This window comes from Candidatus Zixiibacteriota bacterium (genome assembly GCA_014728145.1).
In the GTDB taxonomy this organism is placed as follows: Bacteria; Zixibacteria; MSB-5A5; order JAABVY01; family JAABVY01; genus WJMC01.
Map to the genome: position 1 here is coordinate 1 of WJMC01000206.1, position 19,535 is coordinate 19,535.

14 protein-coding genes are annotated in these 19,535 nt (G+C 49.8%); 4 read left to right on the plus strand and 10 right to left on the minus strand.

Going from position 1 to position 19,535, the window contains the following annotated elements; translation table 11 throughout:
- The 6 genes from GF404_11720 to efp all read right to left on the minus strand — a co-directional run.
- Positions 1-1,779, minus strand: a 1,779-nt coding sequence (locus GF404_11720; protein MBD3382849.1) for a PorV/PorQ family protein, incomplete at its 3' end; no start/stop codon positions are given.
- Positions 1,780-6,090, minus strand: coding sequence for a hypothetical protein (locus GF404_11725; GenBank protein ID MBD3382850.1), 4,311 nt, complete (start codon positions 6,088-6,090; stop codon positions 1,780-1,782).
- 210 nt (positions 6,091-6,300) lie between these two features.
- On the minus strand, positions 6,301-8,379 hold the full coding sequence (locus GF404_11730) for a response regulator (GenBank protein ID MBD3382851.1): 2,079 nt from the start codon (positions 8,377-8,379) through the stop codon (positions 6,301-6,303).
- Positions 8,380-8,392: 13 nt separating this feature from the next.
- Positions 8,393-10,417, minus strand: a complete 2,025-nt coding sequence (locus GF404_11735) for a hypothetical protein (GenBank protein ID MBD3382852.1) — start codon at positions 10,415-10,417, stop codon at positions 8,393-8,395.
- A 124-nt stretch (positions 10,418-10,541) separates the two neighbouring features.
- Positions 10,542-11,192: a ribonuclease HIII gene (gene rnhC / locus GF404_11740; GenBank protein ID MBD3382853.1), complete on the minus strand. Its 651-nt coding sequence runs from the start codon at positions 11,190-11,192 to the stop codon at positions 10,542-10,544.
- Positions 11,183-11,746: an elongation factor P gene (gene efp / locus GF404_11745; GenBank protein ID MBD3382854.1), complete on the minus strand. Its 564-nt coding sequence runs from the start codon at positions 11,744-11,746 to the stop codon at positions 11,183-11,185. The genes rnhC and efp overlap by 10 nt, the downstream gene beginning before the upstream one ends.
- 272 nt (positions 11,747-12,018) lie before the next feature.
- Here efp and GF404_11750 point away from each other — a divergent pair, with 272 nt between their 5' ends.
- From GF404_11750 to GF404_11765, 4 genes are all read left to right on the plus strand, one after another.
- Positions 12,019-12,438: a methylmalonyl-CoA mutase gene (locus GF404_11750; GenBank protein MBD3382855.1), complete on the plus strand. Its 420-nt coding sequence runs from the start codon at positions 12,019-12,021 to the stop codon at positions 12,436-12,438.
- 20 nt (positions 12,439-12,458) lie between these two features.
- A complete protein-coding gene (locus tag GF404_11755) occupies positions 12,459-13,199 on the plus strand; it encodes a hypothetical protein (protein MBD3382856.1) in 741 nt (246 codons plus the stop codon).
- 55 nt (positions 13,200-13,254) lie between these two features.
- Complete coding sequence (locus GF404_11760; GenBank protein ID MBD3382857.1) at positions 13,255-14,406, plus strand: acyl-CoA dehydrogenase; 1,152 nt, start codon at positions 13,255-13,257, stop codon at positions 14,404-14,406.
- 210 nt (positions 14,407-14,616) lie between these two features.
- Positions 14,617-14,931 carry a superoxide dismutase gene (locus GF404_11765; GenBank protein ID MBD3382858.1) on the plus strand — a complete coding sequence of 105 codons (315 nt, stop codon included), beginning with the start codon at positions 14,617-14,619 and terminating at the stop codon, positions 14,929-14,931.
- Positions 14,932-14,979: 48 nt separating this feature from the next.
- Here GF404_11765 and GF404_11770 read toward each other — a convergent pair whose 3' ends face one another.
- The 4 genes from GF404_11770 to hisS all read right to left on the minus strand — a co-directional run bounded on the left by GF404_11770 (position 14,980) and on the right by hisS (position 19,520).
- Complete coding sequence (locus GF404_11770; GenBank protein MBD3382859.1) at positions 14,980-15,153, minus strand: DUF1328 domain-containing protein; 174 nt, start codon at positions 15,151-15,153, stop codon at positions 14,980-14,982.
- Positions 15,154-15,647: 494 nt separating this feature from the next.
- Positions 15,648-17,198 (minus strand): methylmalonyl-CoA carboxyltransferase, encoded by a 1,551-nt coding sequence (locus GF404_11775; protein ID MBD3382860.1) that lies wholly within the window; start codon positions 17,196-17,198, stop codon positions 15,648-15,650.
- Positions 17,199-17,230: 32 nt separating this feature from the next.
- On the minus strand, positions 17,231-18,067 hold the full coding sequence (locus GF404_11780; GenBank protein ID MBD3382861.1) for an MBL fold metallo-hydrolase: 837 nt from the start codon (positions 18,065-18,067) through the stop codon (positions 17,231-17,233).
- Between the two features lie 10 nt (positions 18,068-18,077).
- A complete protein-coding gene (gene hisS, locus GF404_11785) occupies positions 18,078-19,520 on the minus strand; it encodes a histidine--tRNA ligase (GenBank protein MBD3382862.1) in 1,443 nt (480 codons plus the stop codon).
- Positions 19,521-19,535: the final 15 nt, after the last annotated feature.

Here is a 19,535-nt window from a genome sequence, read left to right on the forward strand (position 1 = left end):
AGAGCCGGGATATTTCTCGAGCACTCTCTCCCACATCTCTATCGCCTGCTCATAATCGCCTTCGCCAAAACTCTTGAGACCGTCGAGATAATACTGCCAGTATTCTTCATCCTGACGGATTTCTTCAATGGCGACCGGTGGAACCGCTTTCTCCTCGCTCATCCTGCGCAGGTAATCGGCGGCGGTTTTATTGTCCGGATGATCTTCCAGAATATCCTCGAATTCCTGTTTAGCTTGCGTCGAATCGCCCTCCTCCAAAAGTTCTACCGCCTGGTCGATTTTCTGCGCCAAAAGCATCCGCTGTTTCGCCTGGCCGATTTTGCGCCGTACGGCCGGGCTGTCAGGCCTGATTTCAAGCGCTTCGGTATATGATACAATCGCGTCGGCATAATCTTCCGCATTCAATCGACGATCGCCGCGATTGACCAGGCTCCGGAAGCGTTGTTCGAAATGAGTCTCGATATCTTCCAGACGTTGTTGCGCGTGGTTGCTGGTTGAATCGAGTTCGAGAAGCTTATTGTATTCCAGGCGGGCATTATCATACTCGCCCGTGGCAAACAGTGAATCCGCGCTCCGGCGATGTTTTTCGAGGAGCTGATCGTATGCCTTCTCGCCTGCCCTGGTGTCGATTTCGGCCTGCTCCAGTTCCCTGACGATCTCACCAATTTCATTGAGCCGGACAATCGCATGCTGATTGTCCTCCTCATAGGCCAGCACCTGGTTATAGTATGCCGCGGCTGAATCCCAGTTTTCTGATTTGAAAAAGCTGTCGGCGCGTTCGGTAAGGTTTTCGATTCTTTGCCTGCGGGACTCTTCAGCGCGACGCTGTTCCGCCTCTCTCTGTTTACGGATCCTGTCCTGCTTTTGCTGATCGATCGTAGGTCCGAAAAAGAAGGTCAGGCCGAACCTGTGCGTCCCGTCCAGTTCAGCGTGGGCCTTGTAAGCATAGTCGAATTCAATCATACGATAACGCAGACCGGCACCAAAAGTCATCTCGCTTCGGTCGTAACCTCCCCGCAAAAAAAATAAATCGGAAATCCCCAGTTCGGTACCGGCATGAATCTTGGTCTTGACTTTTTCAGTCTTGTCGATATCTCCCGCAAGAATCAGGCTGATCGTTCGAGACGGCTTCAGTTTTATTGCCGCCCCGGCTTTGATATTGTACGGCAGAGATTCTCCTCCGCCACCCATGCTGAACTCGCCGGAAAGCAGATCCTGCGCGTTCACCCCCAAAAAGAGAAAGTCTCCGAAGCGCGTCATCAATCCGACATCGAACGATCCCGAGGATGCGTTATAATCTGCCAGCGATTGATCCAGGTACTTGAAATTCATCCCCAGCGACAAGCTACTGAAAAGCCTGAGACCATAGGAAAACCAGTACTGCCCGGTCCTGTAATCCTCGCTTGAGAGCACTCCCAGGCGATCGCGAAAAACCACGTTGTCGGTTTTTAGAAGCATCCCGGAAACTGCAAACGTACCCAGGTTGAGTGTCGGCCATGAGGCTGATGCAAACATGAAATCAGTGCCTTCGAACAGGGAAGCCTGAAACAATGTCAGTTCACGATACTGCAGAAAACCAAGTCCGGCAGGATTGTAGTAAACCGCGGAGCCATCGGACCCAAAACCGGCATAAGTTCCCCCCATACCGAGCGGTCGTCCGCCTCCTCCAAGTATGAAAAGCGATTCACGACCGGAAGTATAATCCTGCGCATCCAAACATGAAATCGCAATACAAACCAGGAACAACACCAGACAGACTTTTTTTAAAATACCAGACATCTATTTTACCACCGCGATTTTTGTACGGGCCTCGCCACCTGAATATTTCAGAACCGCAATATAGACACCTTCCAGAACCCTGACTCCGTCACCGTTGACACCTTCCCAGTAAAACTGATTGATCCTTCCCCCCAGTGCTCCCGATGATCCGGCCGGTATAGCCAGAGAGTAAACAGATTCACCGGTTAGCGTATAAATATCGAACTTAACATCACTTTCGATTGGGAGGAAATATACAATCGAAGTCGTTTCGGTTTCCGGGTCAAACGGATTGGGAAAGTTGTAAAATGAATTCTCGAAATCATCCGGCACAGCCCCGTAGCTCTTCTCGACAGCGAGCGGCTGGCCGTCGTAACCGGTCAGACGAAGCCTGTTGCCGACATTGCCGAATGTATAATCATAAGTTTTTATGAGCGAAGTGTCGGTTGAAATCGCGAAGTTCTCCAATGTGGCCTGATTGGAAACCACCAGCCTGAGGTCGAGCAACGCTTCGTCTTCCTCGGAAAAGATAACATCTGTACCAAAATTGAAGCTCATCCGGTTGCCCTCGAAAACAGCCTCATAGCTTTCACCATCGAAATCGATTATACCGGACAAGAATTGCCCCTCGATATCAATCGCCCCAGTACGATCGGCAAATTCAAACGTCATATCAGTCAGAACCGCCCGCGCATTGTCGCGTCCCTCACGAGTGGTCAGACGGACTTCCATCACCTCCAGGGTCTGTCCCGGATAGACCAAATCGTAAGCTCCAAATGAATGCCTGAAAACCGCGGTTGGCAGTTCTTCTCTAACTTCAACCGCCAATGTATCCGCCTGCTTCGTCACAAGTGCGGTCTGCTCTGTATTAAGATCATCCGGTGTGGAAACTATATCCACAATCAATTCGGAAACCTGGGCGTTGTCGGGACATACGACATCCCATCTGAGAGGGGTTCCCACCTCGAATACCACCGTCAGGTCATCATCGGAAGTAAAACCGGAAGGCAGATACAGTTCCGCCATCCCCAGGTCAGCCTCCGCCTGTCCAAGGTTATTAAATTCAGCCGTAAGCACAAACTCCTGGCGCGTTCCCATAACACCATCGAGCGCGTCGGCCGGTGAACTGATCCGGAGATCGGGATCGATCAGGGCCGGGCTCTGAACCGTGATCACCAGGCTGTTATTTTCGGATGATATAACTGAGGCCGGTTCACCGGTCGTCTGGCCGGTAGCTCTCACTATCTCGGCTCGCAGAATCTCGACCGCAACAGGCTGTTCGGCGCCATCCAGCCAGATCCGGACCGAGTCGATTGCATTTACATCCAGGCTTTCCAGAAGGACCGAATCAGTTGTTACCTGGCTCTGCCCGGCACTCAGCCTGACCCATACATCGGTCAGGACTTCCGAACCCAGATTCGCCAACAGCACGTAAACACTGAAAGTCTGCCCGGTGTTGACGTAAGGAGCATTGCGGGCGTCATTGCGCATACCGGCGATCTGAACAGCTCCTCCTTCGAGGATATCCACGAGGTTATCGCCCAGTTCGAGCTGGAAGTTTTCGATCCTGTGGTTGGCAATCCCCTCGAGCACCAGGCTCAGTGAATTGTCTCCACTCGGAAAATCGGTGGGTACACGATCGGGCTCGAATACCAGCAGGTTCTGTCCCGTGTTCAGGGTGTCGTCTTCGACTGCCGGCACGAATCGGACTTTGCGTCCCGCGGAACTGAGCTCGAGATAGCTGTCATCCCTGCTCAGAATCAAAGATGCCTGGCCGTTGTTTTGAAGGGTCAACTCGAACTCAGCAGGTGCTCCCCTGAATATTTCAATCGGAGCCAGGCTGCCGGCTAGATACTCAAACTCTGGCGGGGTTTGGACAGTGACTGAATCGGTTAACGCCAGCGTCTCGCTGTATGCGGAACTTCCCTGCAAGCCTGATAGTGTTAGATATAACTGATATTTTCCCGACTCGAAACCGGTCGGCACCGAAAGCGCTTCAAAAAACAGGTTGACCGCTTCTCCCGATGTCGGCAGGAAGGTGGGAACATCCAGTTGCGCGTTGACAGTATGTGTACCGTCGGAAAGTGAGAGGAAACTCTCGGTATTGAGACTGATGACATTTTCACCCAGGTTTTTGAGCTGTAAGTTGAAATCATAATCTCTTCCACGGGTTAGGCGCTGTAAATTCAATGAACCTTCAACATAGGTTGCCTCCTGCTGACTGAGCACCCTCAGTGAATCGAGAAACCCGGATTCCCCGGAAACCGCCTGCTGGTCGTAAAATCCCGTGTAGGAAGCTTTGAACAAGGTCATCTGGTTTGCCCATGTGAACGGCAGTGTGCTGTATAGATCATAAGAACGCGAACTGTTGCCACCGATTGTATCAGGCAGTTCAGGACGAATGCTGTCGATAATCAAACTGCCCTGCGTGGTCTCTAATGTCAATCCATCCAGCGCCATATTGAGACTGCCGTAGTTCGCGAGAGTGACCGTAGCTACAAACTGATCTCCACGGTAAAGCGCTTCCGAGGAGAGGCTGATCCGTTCGATCGCAGTCGAGGTAAATTCGATTGTTTCGCTGGTTCCTTCCACTCCGGATTTACTGACTGCTTTGAATTTGAGGAAACGATCCGGTCCCGAATAGGCTATATCGAAACGTGTCAAATCACAGATACCGTTTTCGAAGGCATCCTCGGCATAGATGCTGTCGTTGACGATAGATCCATTACCCAGAGCGCTGATTACTACCGTATCGAGCGAAGCATCGAAATCAAGAGCGACATTGCCATACTGATCGAGCGCTGTCAATTGAGCGGTCCCTCCGAATGGCGACCCTACCACCTGGGGGGTGGCAAGCTCAAAGTCGAAAGATTCCGCTGGACTTCCGGCGACTTTTATCGGACCGATCGTACGGCTGATCGTGTCGTACTGCAGGTTAAAACTAACCTGTTCACTGGCGACCAGTTTCTGCACTGCCGTGCCGTTTCCATTCGCGATTGTGATCGGGTTGATCGACGGAGCTGAACCATCGGGTGCGGTGCCGTCACCGGCCAGGCTGACCTGCATTACACCCTCGAGCAGGTTGCCGGAGGCATCGCGCAAATTCGAAACCGAGATATTGAACTGCTGACCGGCCCGTACCGAATCGGGCCAGATTGTATTGAAGTCCGCAGCCAGATCGGGCAAAACTTCGATATAAGCGGTATCCCGGCCATCATCGCTGGAAACCACATACAGTTTCTGAACTCCAGCGGTATTGAACACAAATTGCTCACCCGGAAATCTCCTCTGGCCCTGGTCATCTACCAGGAACTGGTACCTGAAAGTCGGATTATAATACAGTTCCGCCAAAGGATCGGAGCTTTCAAACCAGGCCTGCCCGAAATACTTTTCAATCGTGTTGTCATAACGATCAAATATCCGGATCAACACCGAATCGGACAACTGCTTGCCGGCTACAACCTGCTCCTGCTCCACGGTCATATGAATCCGGTCGAAATCTCCAGCGAACACAAACACACCGACGCTGTCGAGGATCATATCGAGCTGGTAGCGAATCCATGTGAGACCTCGAAAGCGTCCCAGGAAAAGACCATCTTCGGTAAGAACACCACCCTTGTATTCCCCCATGCTCCACTCGACATCACAATCGAGTGAGTTCTCCAGGCTATCGAAACATACAGCGCTGAACTGAATCATCTCGCCAGCCTGGATCTGCTGGTTGGTGCCGGGTGAAATAGCGAAACTGTCAAGCGGACCCGGTTCGAGAGTGAACTCCTGAGAGACTGTCGGTCCGGTAATCAGTCGACCGGTCGAATCCAAAACCGCCAGAGCGATCTGGTAATCCCCCGCGACCGAGGAATTGATCAGATCGGGGAAAATCAGCCTGATCTGCGACCCGAGATAGGGAGTCGTCCCGAGAGTGTCCAGAAACAACTGATAAGTCTGTCCGTTGATCGAGGCTGAATCGATCGCAAAATCAATATTGCCCTCATCGTTGTCGCCATAAGTCGCGCTGAACAGTCCCCCGGTCTGGAAACCCTCCGGGAAGGTAACCAGAAATGATCCCCCGGGCACAACCACACTATCGAGCTGGTTGAAGCTGATGGTATGAATATCGGCTACACCGACCTCGGATAATGTCAGGCTGTCCTTTAAGTTTTCTATATAATCGCTTGTATTTCTTGGCATTAACCTGCCTGTCACGAGATCATCATAAGCTTTCAAGGATAATGCCTGATCTTGATAGATGATCTCGGATCGGAGCGTCCCCGAAAACAGGATCGAGAACAAGGCCAGAAAAGCCGCAACAGCCGATGTAACACTTTTCATTAGTTCCAATACACCAATATGTTACGCCTACCAGGAAATTTACACATTAAGGCAGGCAGAAGTCGATAAATTATATTAACAAGTTATCCTCTTGTCAAACAAATAATTATAATGTTTGCCACGAAGCTGAAGTAATTCCGGAACAAGAAGATGATAATTGTTAAAAAATATACGCAGTTGAGTCGTATGTAGTCAAGTTATTTGTGAAGTTTAAGAAGAGCTCTGTTCTGCGGGAAGCGTATCCGCCGAAACATATTTATGCGAGGGATTGACCTGCAAGGCCTTGATCATTTCAGCCACCTGGTTTTCCTCGAGAGGTTTGCCGAGGTAGGCATGAACGCAGTCGATACGGTCAATATGGTAATCGGGGCGATCCATAGCAGGACCCATAAGGCAGATTCTGAGCCCGGGATTTTCCGAGTAAAGCCGTTCGCAGAAATCGAGTGGAAGTCCCTCGACACTGTCCTGATCGACTATCACCAGGTCCGGGGCGAAGGAGTTGAGCTTTGCCGTAACTTGTTGCGCCTCTTTAAATCCTTTCACATTAAACCCGAGCTTTCGGCAGATATCCGCCAGCAGGTTGCGGTGGATGCAATTGGAATCGAGTATCATCACATTTTCGATTTTGATCACAGCGCTTTGCTCCTGTTCGATTTTCATCTTCTCCAAGGGAAGCGAAATTGTCAGGATAAGTCCGCCCGATTTTGAATTTTTGAAATCGAGACGCCCGTTGTGATGGTTTATTATTTCGCGAGCGACATACAGCCCCAGGCCGGAACCGAATTCTTTAGTGGTACGAAACGGCACGAAGAAAGACTCTGAATCAATTTTTGATATTCCGTCACCACTGTCTTCAATTTTGATTTCCACCAGATCGTAGCTGTTTTTGGCGCTGATCTTAACCGCTCCGCCATCCTCGGTCTGTGCCTCAACCGCGTTCATGATAAGGTTAATAAAAGCCTCCCGCAACATACCTTTAGAGCCGGAAAATGTAATCGACTCATCTACCTCGTATGCAAATTCGACATGACCGCGACCGATCGCTTCCCAGCGCGGCAGGCAGAGGTTGAAGATACTTTCCAGAAAATCTTTAAGACGGATATGCTCTATTTCCGTGTCCTCCCGCATACGTGAAAATGACTGTAACATGGCGATCTGTTCGGACGACGATGTGGTCGCTCTGAGGATCAGTTCGATACTCTTTTTGAGCTTGGGATCATCGGAGACTTTATCGAGTGTATGCATCAGTATCTGTGAGCGTCCCATAATCAAAGCCAGATGATTATTGATGGCGTGCATGATACCGCGGGCTATTTCCACGAAATTGCGGCTCTTTTCCAGTCGCCATACATTTTTACGGAAAAAACTGAAGCTGTGGCTCAAGGCGCGAAGTTCCTGGAAGCTTCGAATCGAAACCAGCGCTCGTCCCACCAGGGCGCAGATCTGCTTCAGCTTCTGTAAATCATTTTCCGTATAAACATTATCAGCAAGCGAACCGATATTCAGGCTGGCCAGCGGTTGCCCCATCTCTATAATCGGACAGGTCACGAATGTCTTGTAACCTTTGCGGGCCAGTTGCTGGGTGATGATACCGTGACCGAGATTGCCTTTACTGAGGCTGTAAATTTGAGCCTCCGGCTCTATATGATTTCTGGCGATACTGCTCTGGTCGGTTCTGATTATTTGCTTTTTGAAATCAAAATTGTCACTTTCGCGCTCGTATTCAGCCTCGAGGCAAAAAGATTCAATCTCCGGCCTGAAGGAGACCAGCGATACGCGGTCATACGGGACAACATTTTTGAGTTCCTTCACCAACCCTTTAAATATTTCCCGCAGGTCGACAGTGCCGCAAATCAGGCGGTTAAGATTATCAATAGTAGTCAGCAGATTTAGCCGATCATTTTTATGACCTGCCAGGATATTTGTCAATTCACGGATTTGAAGATTGAGCCCGTTTAAAAGCTGGTTATCGGACTTCGATCCGGTTCGTTCGAACTCCAGGCAGAGATCTTGTCCGTAAATCTCGAAAACCAGCAGGTCATCTCTTTTACTGTCAGCGCTCAAGCGCTTATGATAATCCGTCCCGTTCAACAGCACGATTTCGAGATCCAGGCCAGAGGCTTCCAGTTCCCTGCATAAAGCCGGCCGTTCCTCAGAATCCACGCAGAGTATGCGGGGGTACTGGCCGGAAATTCGTTTCATTTCGGCAAATATCGCGGGGATTTGCTTCCTGCACTTAGTTTTTTCAGAGACTTTTTGCTGTTCGGTATTCGGCTTAATATTAGACATATTGAATACAGCTTTATTTAGTACTCAAATTCGCTCTGATATCTTCATATTTTTTCAGGTTTTTGACCACGTCCCCGGCGCTCTTGAGAATAATCTGGTTATAACGCTCGAGAGCCGGATCGCTGTCCGATATTTTCTGTGAGATCAATTCTGCCGCGCCTAAAATAGCTGAAGCCGGAGAAGCCAGCTTTCCGGGCAGTTCAAAATAGGTCTGGTACAGTTCTGAATAATTTTCCAGTTTTGCGAGCTGGGATTTTACTTCGCTGAAACTTCTCTCACGGTTTCTGAGGTCGAATGCGAGAGCTGTTATCGCGGAAATAATTTGTGAATAAAGCAGTTCCTGACCTCCCAGGGAACGGCGTTCCCAGTTTCGCATTTCCCCCACAGAGATAATTCCAGTGACACGGTTGTTGAGCCTCATGGGAGCCAGAATCGCCGATTTCAGAGACGGCAGTCCGAGCGCTTCCAGTTCCGGTTTCTCCATCTTGAAGTCGGGATTGGACTGATTTATTATCAGCGCTTTGCCCAGTTCAATAGCTGATTTGTGACGGGGCAGACGATCCAGGATTACCCCCTCAGGGCTTCTTTCAAGTGCTTCATCGACACCCCGCAGGTCATGCAATGCCATCGGGTTGAGACTGTTTCGATCCCGGTCGTAGCGCCAGATTCGGCATAATGTCGCCGGGAGAGTCTCGGAGACGATCCGGGCGGTCTGCTTGAAGAAGTCCCTGCTGATTTCTCGTTCGCCAAGCCCAAAAGTCAGATTGAAATTCGAAACAATCTGTTTTTTGAGTGTAGTCATCATAGTCGAAACGGTATGGAAATCGATCAGCCGGCAAAAAGCGATATTCATGAGATCGACTTCCTCTTTTCTCACTCGATCAAATGCTTTTGGTTTAACGGCGGCCAAAGTCAAAACGCCCTTCAACTCGCCCAGCATATTGATCAGCGGATATGAGAGCCGGGATGAAAAACCGCTTTTGTAGAGATGATAATCGTCGCGGTAGAAATCAGATTGCAGGCTTCCCGTAACCATCATTTCACGCTTACGAGCGGTATCCAGTACCGAGGTTCGTGCCAGCGGGTAGCAAATGCCGTTTTCAACGAGTTTACCGCCGACCTCGATATAACTGTATCGGTACATGTTCTGAATCGCATTGTCGACAACTGCTACCGATATATAATCGCACTGGATCATATCCTGCAGGTGAGGGAAAACCAGTTTGAGGTAACTGACGATGTCCTCCGACTTATCCGCCAGGTTGAACATCGAATTCTTGAATTCAGCCATCCGCAACTTGACCCGCTCGGCATTGCGCTGACGCAGGCGCTTGAGACGGTTATTCGTAATTTCCTGAACCTGACGCAGGTTGATTTCCTCGGGAAATCCACCCCGCTCAGTTCGAAACATACAACTCAGGGCATATCGATTGGATTCAGCATCTGTGAAATTCAGACGTATTCTTTCGAAGCCGGTATGCGGATCGGCTTTTTCTGCCTTTTTCTCCGTTTCCTTCTCTTTATGTCCGGCTTCATTTTTGGGCAGTCTGCTGTCCAGCATGAGTATCTTGCCATTTTCCATAAATTTTTCAAGCGTGAAGAAATCCGGCAAAAAAGATTCGATGATATTGCGTGAAACATCCTGAACGAACTGATCAGGGTTTTCGCCGTCTTCCAGCGCTGACAATTTCGCGACAAGCGCGGGAAAAACCCTCTTCAACCTGAACCGGGGAGAGTTTCTGCGCCACAGCGAAAACCAGCCGATTATTCCCACAGTACAGAAAAATATACCGGCCATCAGGGAAATACCACCGGCAATCTCAAAAATCAGCATCAGCGATGCGCTCTGCAAGTCTTCTATCGGAGCATAATGCTGGAAAAAGTTGGCCAGGGCCCACAGGCTGATCGCCATCAAACCGAAACCGAGCTTCTGGAACAGACGTTCCTTGATATGGAAGAACCTGCCCCGCATACGCACCAACAACCACAAAACCAACATGAACGCGCTAGCGGTCGAAGCCCAGATTATGTCCTGCATATATTACTCCTCAGACAACGAGTTGACTCTATGTATACGATATCGGCTGAAGCGGAGTTATTTTAAGCGGGAAGAACTTATATCTAAGAGTTAATATTAATTTTTGCGCAGGAATTGAACAGCTTCAATGCAGTTTTTTGAGGTTTTTGAAATGCAGTTTGGCGACATGCCCCAAAGCTTCACGACCATGGGCCTGAACGAATTGCAGAACTGCCTGGTCAACAATCGGCGCGGCGCCCTTGGGAAGCTTAAGTCCAAACTGCAGGGAAAGTTTATCGAGATAACTTAGAAAAGCGGCCCGGGCCAGAACCGAAGCGGCGGCCACAGCCAAGTGGCGTTCACCGCGATGTGTCTGGAGCAGGTTGACAGCCTGGCCTTTTTTCATGAGAGAATTTTGAATCAGGGAAGCATCACCAAATTGATCAGAGACCACTGTGGCACAATCGTCTCGATCCAAAACATTTTCCACCGCACGCGCGTGCCCCCACGCCAAAAGCTTGTTCAGGTTGCGAATCCGGGCATACAGCTCATTGTATTTTAAAGGGCTGATCAGTACAATCGAATTGGGAGCAGTCCCCTTGATATCTTCAGCCAGAGAAAGGGCGCGCCTGTCGGTTATCCGTTTGGATTCCAGTATATTCAGGCTGTCGAGGGCAGACTTATTGGATCTATCCAAAAGTACGGCCGCGATCACGAGGGGCCCAAACAGGTCGCCTTTACCGGACTCATCGGTGCCGATATATTCATCCGGTACGACGATCTCGCTCACATCGATACCCGCTCGATATACTTGGCCTCTCGCGTGTCGACTTTGATGACGTCACCTTCCTTGATGAAAATCGGAACCTTGACTTCCAACCCGGTTTCGAGAGTTGCTCCCTTCATGACATTGGAAACACGGTCACCCTTGACCGCCGGCTCACACTCGACCACCTTGAACTCCATCGAAGGAGGAAGCTCCATCGAGATCGGACTGCCCTCGAAAAACAGGATATCATATTCGTTGTTTTCCACCAGGTACCCCTTGTAGTCTTCCATCTGGTCCTTGTGCAGAGCCACCTGGTCGTAGGTCTCGGTATCCATGAAATGATAGCTTTCGCCATCGGTATACATGTATTGCATCTTGCGGTCATCGAAATCGGGAATCTCGAACTGCGTCCCCGAGGAAAAGACTTTCTCGAGCACCTGGCCGGTGATGATGTGTTTTAACTTGGTAGTGACATTGGCCCTTCTCTGGGCGGTACGGGCATTTTGAAACTCAAGTATGACATACGGTTCGCCGTCTATAGCCAATTTCATTCCGCGCCTGAAATCTGATGTCGAAATCATATAATCCTCCTGAAAACATATCTCAAAACAACCGTATATAATAGCCATCCCGGGTTAGTTTGGCAAGTGCAAATCCTTCCGCCAGCTTACTGTATTTTAGATATGACTGCTTGCTGATAGCTTATGCTATGCAAGAAACCTGCTCTTGACATGGGTACAAACTGTGCTCTCAAGTGTATACTCTCATGGAGCCCGCGGGCCGGATTTTTGTTGCATTTTGGTGAAAGTTAAGTATATTCACCCTAATAAATTAGCAAGAAAGCAAGGGCCTTATGGAGAGAAAAATAAGAATTTTGTTAGCGAAACCGGGGCTGGATGGTCACGATCGCGGAATCAAGGTGATCGCTTCCGCCCTGCGTGATGCCGGAATGGAAGTTATCTATACCGGCCTGAGGCAGACCCCTTCCATGATCGTGGAGGCGGCTCTGCAGGAAGATGTAGATTTTATCGGAGTTTCGATTCTGTCGGGAGCCCACATGACCCTTTTCCCCGCCATCAAAAAAATGCTCAGGGAAAAAGGTGCGGAAGATATAGTCTTGTTCGGCGGAGGAATTATACCAGAGGATGATATCCGTGAACTCGAAGCCAGGGGAATCGACAAGCTTTTTGGTCCGGGTACACCGACTGAGGATATCATCGATTATATCAAGCAGGAAATTGCCAATAAAAAACCGGATGAAAAACTGTTTTAATGATAAACCGGAGTTGTTTTATGATGGGTAATAAAATCAAATTACTGACATTGACAGCCTTTGTCATGGCCGGTCTGCTCATCTTGAACGGCAGGCTGATGGCTGATGAAGAAACCAATGACAACAAGATCGAAATATTTTATCAGGATGTCGATACCGCCTATAAGATCATAAAAATGCAAACACTGAGAAATTCCGCAGTTGGCGAGGAAGCGGAAATCGACAACGAAAACGATATCCGGTCAATTGTCGAGGGCCTGGATGGCGATGCCGCTATTTTCGTTGACCACTACGAGACAGCGGCGGGTGAACTGTACACCGACGCCATAGTAGTAGAGTATCTCAACGCCGAAGAGATCAAAAAACGAAGCGAAGAAGCCAAGAAACCGCCGGAGTTCAAAAAAGAGCATCCGCTCGACCCGGAACCGGTGCTGATCGAGTATGGCGATGTTGACTTTCCCTATAAAGTGCTCGGTGTAATCAATTACCGCGCACAAGCCCATGATGACCTCGAATCCTCACAGGACATGGATTACAAACTCAAGGAAGTTGCCGGCGGTGAGGACGCCAACGCGGTGCTGTATGTTCAGTACATGCGTTCCGGTTCGCAGGTTTCGAGCGCTTCCGGGATTATGGTTGAAGCGATGGAGACCTGGGAAGAAGTAGAAGAAGAGAAGAAAAAAGAGAAGGCCCGGCGCGAACGGCTACTTCAGATGATCAAGAAAAAACAACAGGAAAAAAAGCAGAGTCAAAACGAGTAACCAACCCTGCCGGACATAAATGCGTTTTTCCATACTGATATCAAGGAGGAAATAGATGACTTACAACGTCGACCCGGAATTGCAACAGCCGATACGTGACATGATGCGTGAATTCTGCCCGAAGGAGATCGAACCCCTGGGGTTGAAGCATGACCGCGAACCTGACGCGTTCGCTCATGATATATTCCAAAAACTGGCAGAAAAAGGGCTTGTCGGATACGTTATGCCGAAGGAATATGGGGGCGGTGGTCATAAGAAGATAGAATACGCCACTATGATCGAGGAACTGGCCTACCATGACGCTCCATCATCGCTTCTGTCTGCAGTTTCACAGCTGGCGGTCGATCCGATCATGAACTTCGGAACCGATGAACAGAAGCAGAAATGGATCCCCAAGGCGGCCACCGGCGAGTTGATTCCGGCATTCGCGCTGACCGAGCGCGATGCGGGTTCGGATGCGGCCAACCAGAGTCTGACATTCGAGGAAAAAGATGATCATTATATCGTCAACGGCGAAAAGATATTCATCATGCATGGCGACGTCTGCCACTACGCGGTAACATTCGGCAAACTCAAAGCTGACGAAGGCGATCGTCCCAAGGTATCTGCCCTGATCGTACCGGCTGATTCCGAGGGCTTCAAAGCTTTTACCCTCATGAACAAGATGGGTATGCGTTACGCGACCACGGGCCGGATTGAATACCATGACGTGAAAGTCCCCAAGGAGAATTTTTTGGGCCAGCCCGGCAAGGGATTCAAAATGGCGATGAAAACACTCGACGGCGCCCGGATCGGGATTGCCGCCCAGTCTACCGGTATCGCCCAGCGCGCACTCGATGAGGCTATCAAGTACTCCAAGGAACGTATCGCTTTTGGTGCGCCGATCGCCAAACTGCAGGCGATCCAGTGGATGATCGCGGATATGGCGACCAAGGTCGAAGCCGCGCGCCTGTTAACTTATAAAGCCGCACAGATTCAGGACAAGGGCGAGTCAATCAACCTGTCCGCCTCGCAGGCTAAACTGTTTGCCTCCGAAGCCGCCAATTTCTGTGTAGACCGCTGTATGCAGATCCATTCCGGCTACGGCTATATCGGCGAGTTCTCTGTCATAGAGAAGCTCTATCGTGATCAGCGTGTGGCTGAAATCTACGAGGGCACCTCTGAAGTCCAGAGACTGGTTATCGCCAACAATATGCTCAGAAAATAGATCTTTTTTATATCTCTCTTCGAAAACGGCTCCCTCGCGGGGGCCGTTTTTTCTTGCCAGGCTGTTGCAGGAATAACAAGTTATATACGTAAATCGATTGCAGATTTAATAATGTTATTAATTGTGCCCTGCGCTATCGTTTCTTATCTTGCTTTTTGTATGGATGACTATGGGATAAGCGATCGAGCGCTTTTACAGGGAGGTATAATTATGAAGATACTGGCAATCGACAAAATCCTGCCCGATGCCACCAGCGAGGAAATCTTAAACAATCTGCCGGAAGAAGCCCGTGCCGTCTGGGGATTGTATCAAAAAGGATTTGTGCGGGAGATGTATTTCCGTACCGAGGGCACCCCCGGAGCGGTATTAATCCTGGAGTGCGAGGATATCGAACACGCTCGTATGGTGGTCAGTACATTACCCCTGGTCAAAAAGAATTTAATTGACTTTGACCTCTATGCGCTCGGCTTCTACGCTCCCCTGGCGACATTGTTTGCCGAAGACAAAAAGGAAACCGAAGAGTAAAAGCAGGCTCTTCAGAACCTGCTTATTATTCATATTGGCCTTTATCCGTCAAGCTTTCGGAGGTCGTCTTACTAATCCCAATATTAAAGATACTACGAAGAATATCAAGAAGATAAAGAACAGAATCTTGGCGATTCCTGCCGCGGCTACAGCTATGCCGGTAAATCCGAACACTGCCGCGATCAGGGCGATGATAAAAAATATTAATGCCCATGAAAGCATTTTGTAATCCCTTCCGTTTTGTTATCGTAAGCTCATGTACTACAACAATTGAAAACCTGAATTGTTCAGCAATTTTATTTATAATATCTGATAGAGTATTCCACTAATACTGATTGATCTCGCTTCTACCAGTCGTGTTTTATCTCCTGCGTCTGGTTGCGACTTCCGTAAAAATAATGTGTAGTCAGCATGAAAGTTATCGAAATCATAAAATTGAAGCCATGCTCATGTTCCAGATGTATGAGATTGCTTCGTCGCTATGCTACCCGCAATGAGACATACACATGAATTGTCATTTTGACCGAGGACACCGATCTTGATCGGTGGACGAGTGGAGAAATCTCAAGCATCGGATTTTTTCCATGGCAGGTCACAAGTTCCCGACTAAAGTCGAGAATTCAAGACATTCCATAACGATGCTAGGGATCCTCAAGTCTTCATCATGCCAGAGCGTGATTCCTCCTCAGGATGACTGAGTCCAACTCTTTCCCGCTTTACAACGGGATATTGCCGTGCTTTTTGGGAGGATTGGAGTCGCGCTTAGTGGAGAGCATCGAGAAAGCACGAATCAGCCGCGGACGTGTAGTCCTGGGCTCGATTACATCATCGAGGTAACCACGTTCCGCCGCGATATATGGATTGGCAAATTTCTCACGGAATTCCTCGACCTTTTTATCGGTAGCAGCTTCGGCATCATCAGCTTCGGCGATCTCGCGTTTGAAGATGATCTCGACCGCGCCCTTGGGACCCATCACAGCGATCTCGGTCGAGGGCCAGCCGTAATTCATATCACCGCGCACATGCTTGGAGTTCATGACGTCGTAAGCCCCGCCGTACGCCTTGCGGGTGATGACCGTGATCTTGGGCACCGTTGCCTCGCAGTAAGCAAAAAGCAGTTTAGCGCCATGACGAATGATTCCGCCGAACTCCTGGTCGGTACCTGGCAGGAAACCGGGCACATCCTCAAAAGTCAAAATCGGGATGTTGAAAGCATCGCAGAAACGAATAAACCGGGCCGCCTTATCAGAAGAGTTGATGTCCAGCACACCCGCCAAAAATAGCGGTTGATTGGCGATAATACCGACTGATTTGCCTCCCAGCCGGCAGAATCCGACTACGATGTTCTGGGCGTAATCGGGCATGATCTCGAAGAAGTCGCCGTGATCGACTATACGGGTGATGACATCTTTTATATCATACGGTTTATTGGGATTTTCGGGTACAATCTCATTCAATTCCTCATCCATACGATCTTCCGGATCGGTACATTCAACCACCGGGGGATCGTCAAGGTTGTTCTGCGGGATAAATGAATACAGTTTACGGGTCAAAAGCAGTGTTTCGGCCTCGTTGTTGCCTACCAGGTGAGCCACGCCCGACTTGGATGCGTGCACCATTGCGCCTCCCAGTTCCTCGCTGGTGATTTCCTCATGGGTTACAGTTTTGACCACGTTGGGACCGGTTACGAACATATATGAAGTCCCTTTGACCATCAGGGTGAAATCGGTGATAGCGGGTGAATAGACCGCGCCCCCGGCACATGGCCCTAGGATGACGGAGATCTGCGGGACAACTCCGGATGCCAGGGTATTGCGCAAGAAGATGTCGGCATACCCGCCCAGCGAAACCACACCCTCCTGGATTCGGGCCCCGCCGGAATCATTGAGGCCGATCACCGGTGCGCCGACTTTCATGGCCATATCCATGATCTTGCAGATTTTTTCTGCGTGAGCTTCCGATAACGACCCTCCGAAGATGGTGAAATCCTGGGAAAACACGAACACCTTGCGACCATCGATGGTACCGCATCCGGTAACAACACCATCGGTGTAGTACTTTTGCTTGTCGAGCCCGAAGTCCGACGAGCGATGGCGCACGAACATATCGAATTCCTCGAACGAGCCTTTGTCCAGAAGCAGATCGATTCTCTCGCGTGCGGTCAGCTTACCTTTCTCATGCTGTTTCTCGATACGTTTTTCTCCGCCACCCAGGCGAGCCTTCTGTTGCAGTTTCTTGAGTTGTTCGAGCTTGTCTTCGGAAGCCATAGTCACCATCCTCTATCTAAACCAGATTTTTTTCACACAACTTTTTGAGCGACGAATTTGTTGCCGTCATCGACGATCTTAGCGATCTTGATATCTATTTCGTGGTCGAAACCGAGAAACCATCCGTTTTTGGCCAGATCGGGCACCAGCTTTTTTTTGATCTTGATCGTCTCCAGCGGAAACAGGTCAGCCGAGGCGACATAGGCCGGACGCAGGTGGACAGAAAACGGCATGATGTCCGCGAACAGGAACAGCTTCTCCCCTTCCGATTCAATGATCACGCCCTGGTGGCCGAATGAATGCGCTCCTGTCAATACCAGCTTGATGCCCGGCAACAGATCGTAGTTGCCGTCGATTATACGCAACTGCCTGGCAGAATTCAACGGTCGTATTTTGTCCATGTCATAAGCCGCAAGAGAGCGGTCATCGGGATTTCGAGCCGCCTCGTACTCCGATTTCTGAACGATATATTCGGCATTCGGAAAACGCGGTACGACATTACCGGAACCATCGTCTTTGACAGCGCCGCCGACATGGTCGAGATGCAGATGAGTCTGGATCACGTAATCGATATCATCCTCGGACAATCCCAGATCGCTCAGCCCGGCAGTCATCCTCGAGGGCTCATAGCAACCGTACATCTTTCTCTGTCGATCTGTCAAAAGATCTCCCAGACCGGTATCGACTACAATATTTTTATCACCTGTGCGGATCACGAAGATATTCAGATCCATCTCGACCAGGTTATCACGTTCGGACTTGACTGTCTTCTGCCAGATTTTTTTCGGCACCACACCGAACATCATCCCGCCGTCGACATAAGAAGCGTTCTCAACGAAAACATCGATTTGAAAATTTCCTAATTTCATGGCAAGTAGTCTATTTAGATTTGAGCATTTTTTCGATCGTAGCAATCATCTGCACCCGCGGTACAGTGACCTGAATACCCTCGGCCTTGAGCCATTCTTCCCGATTTTCGACGTCCTCGGATTTCTGTCGGCCGAGCTTCAGGTTTTTTATCGTCACTTCCTGTTTTTCAAATTCATCCGAACCACAGATCACAGCCACCGGTATATCCAAACGGTCGGCATACTGAAGTTGCTTGGGAATCCTGCGGTTATTGCCCAAAAAGACTTCGACATCGTAACCTCTCCCGCGCAACTCCGAGGCGATGGCAAAATAATCTGCTATCCGTTCCTTATCCATAGTTGCAACCAGCACATCAGTGGAAGTCTTTTGGGTATGCAGCAAATCCATTTCTTTCAATGCTGCCAGCAATCGATCCACTCCCATAGCAGCGCCAGTGCCGGGTACCGGCTGTCCGGAAAATCTTCCCACCAGTTCATCATAGCGACCACCGGAAAACATCGAACCGTACTCGGGCAATTCCGTCAGTTCCAGTTCATACACCGGGCCGGTGTAGTAGCCAAGACCCCGTACAATGGTCAGATCGAATACGGCATGCGCGGGACTGATGCCCATCGCGTCATGATACTGCCGAATCTGCCTGATCTCGTCCAGTCCCTGTTTACACTGTTCGAACCTTGAAAGCAGTTCGCTGGCGGATTCCCAGGTCTTTTCGAAATCACCACGGTCAATATCAAGGAATCGTTCGATCTTTACGATCTGCTCCGGACTCAGTTCGACACCTTTAATTTTGTCGCCGGACTTATCGACTCGACCAGCACCCAGTTCCTGGATTACAGCCTCACGGCCCTGTTTATCGAGTTTGTCGAGCACCCGGAAAACATCGTGAGATTTATCCTGCACTCCGGCATACTCAGCCAGCCCATTCAGTATTCGGCGATTGGAATAACGTAGCTGGAATTCATTGATATCGAGGGTTTTGAAGGTCTCGATCATAACCTGCATGATTTCGGCATCGGCCGCCATCAGGTTGGTACCGACGATATCGATATCGAACTGGGTAAACTCACGGTAGCGCCCCGGGCCGGGTTTATCCGTGCGCCAGACCTGACCGACCTGGTAACGTCGAAACGGCCTCACAAGATCGGGAGTGCCGGCCACATAACGGGCCAATGGCGCGGTATTGTCGAAGCGCAGACCCATCGGGGTTTCTTCCGGGCCGACGAAGTTGAATATCTGCGAGGTGCCTTCCTCGCCGTAATCGGCTCCCAGAAGGGTTTCGATATGTTCCAGCGCCGGGGTCTGGAGTGGCTGGTAACCGAATCGTTCGAAGACCTCCTGAACTCTGCCGACCAATTCGCGCCGAGCGAACTCATCTTCGGCCGGGTAGTCCCGAAAACCCTTGAGAAGCTGGGGCTTAACTCGTTTGCTTGTTTTCTTCTTGCTTTTGGTCATAATCGGATAAAAAAA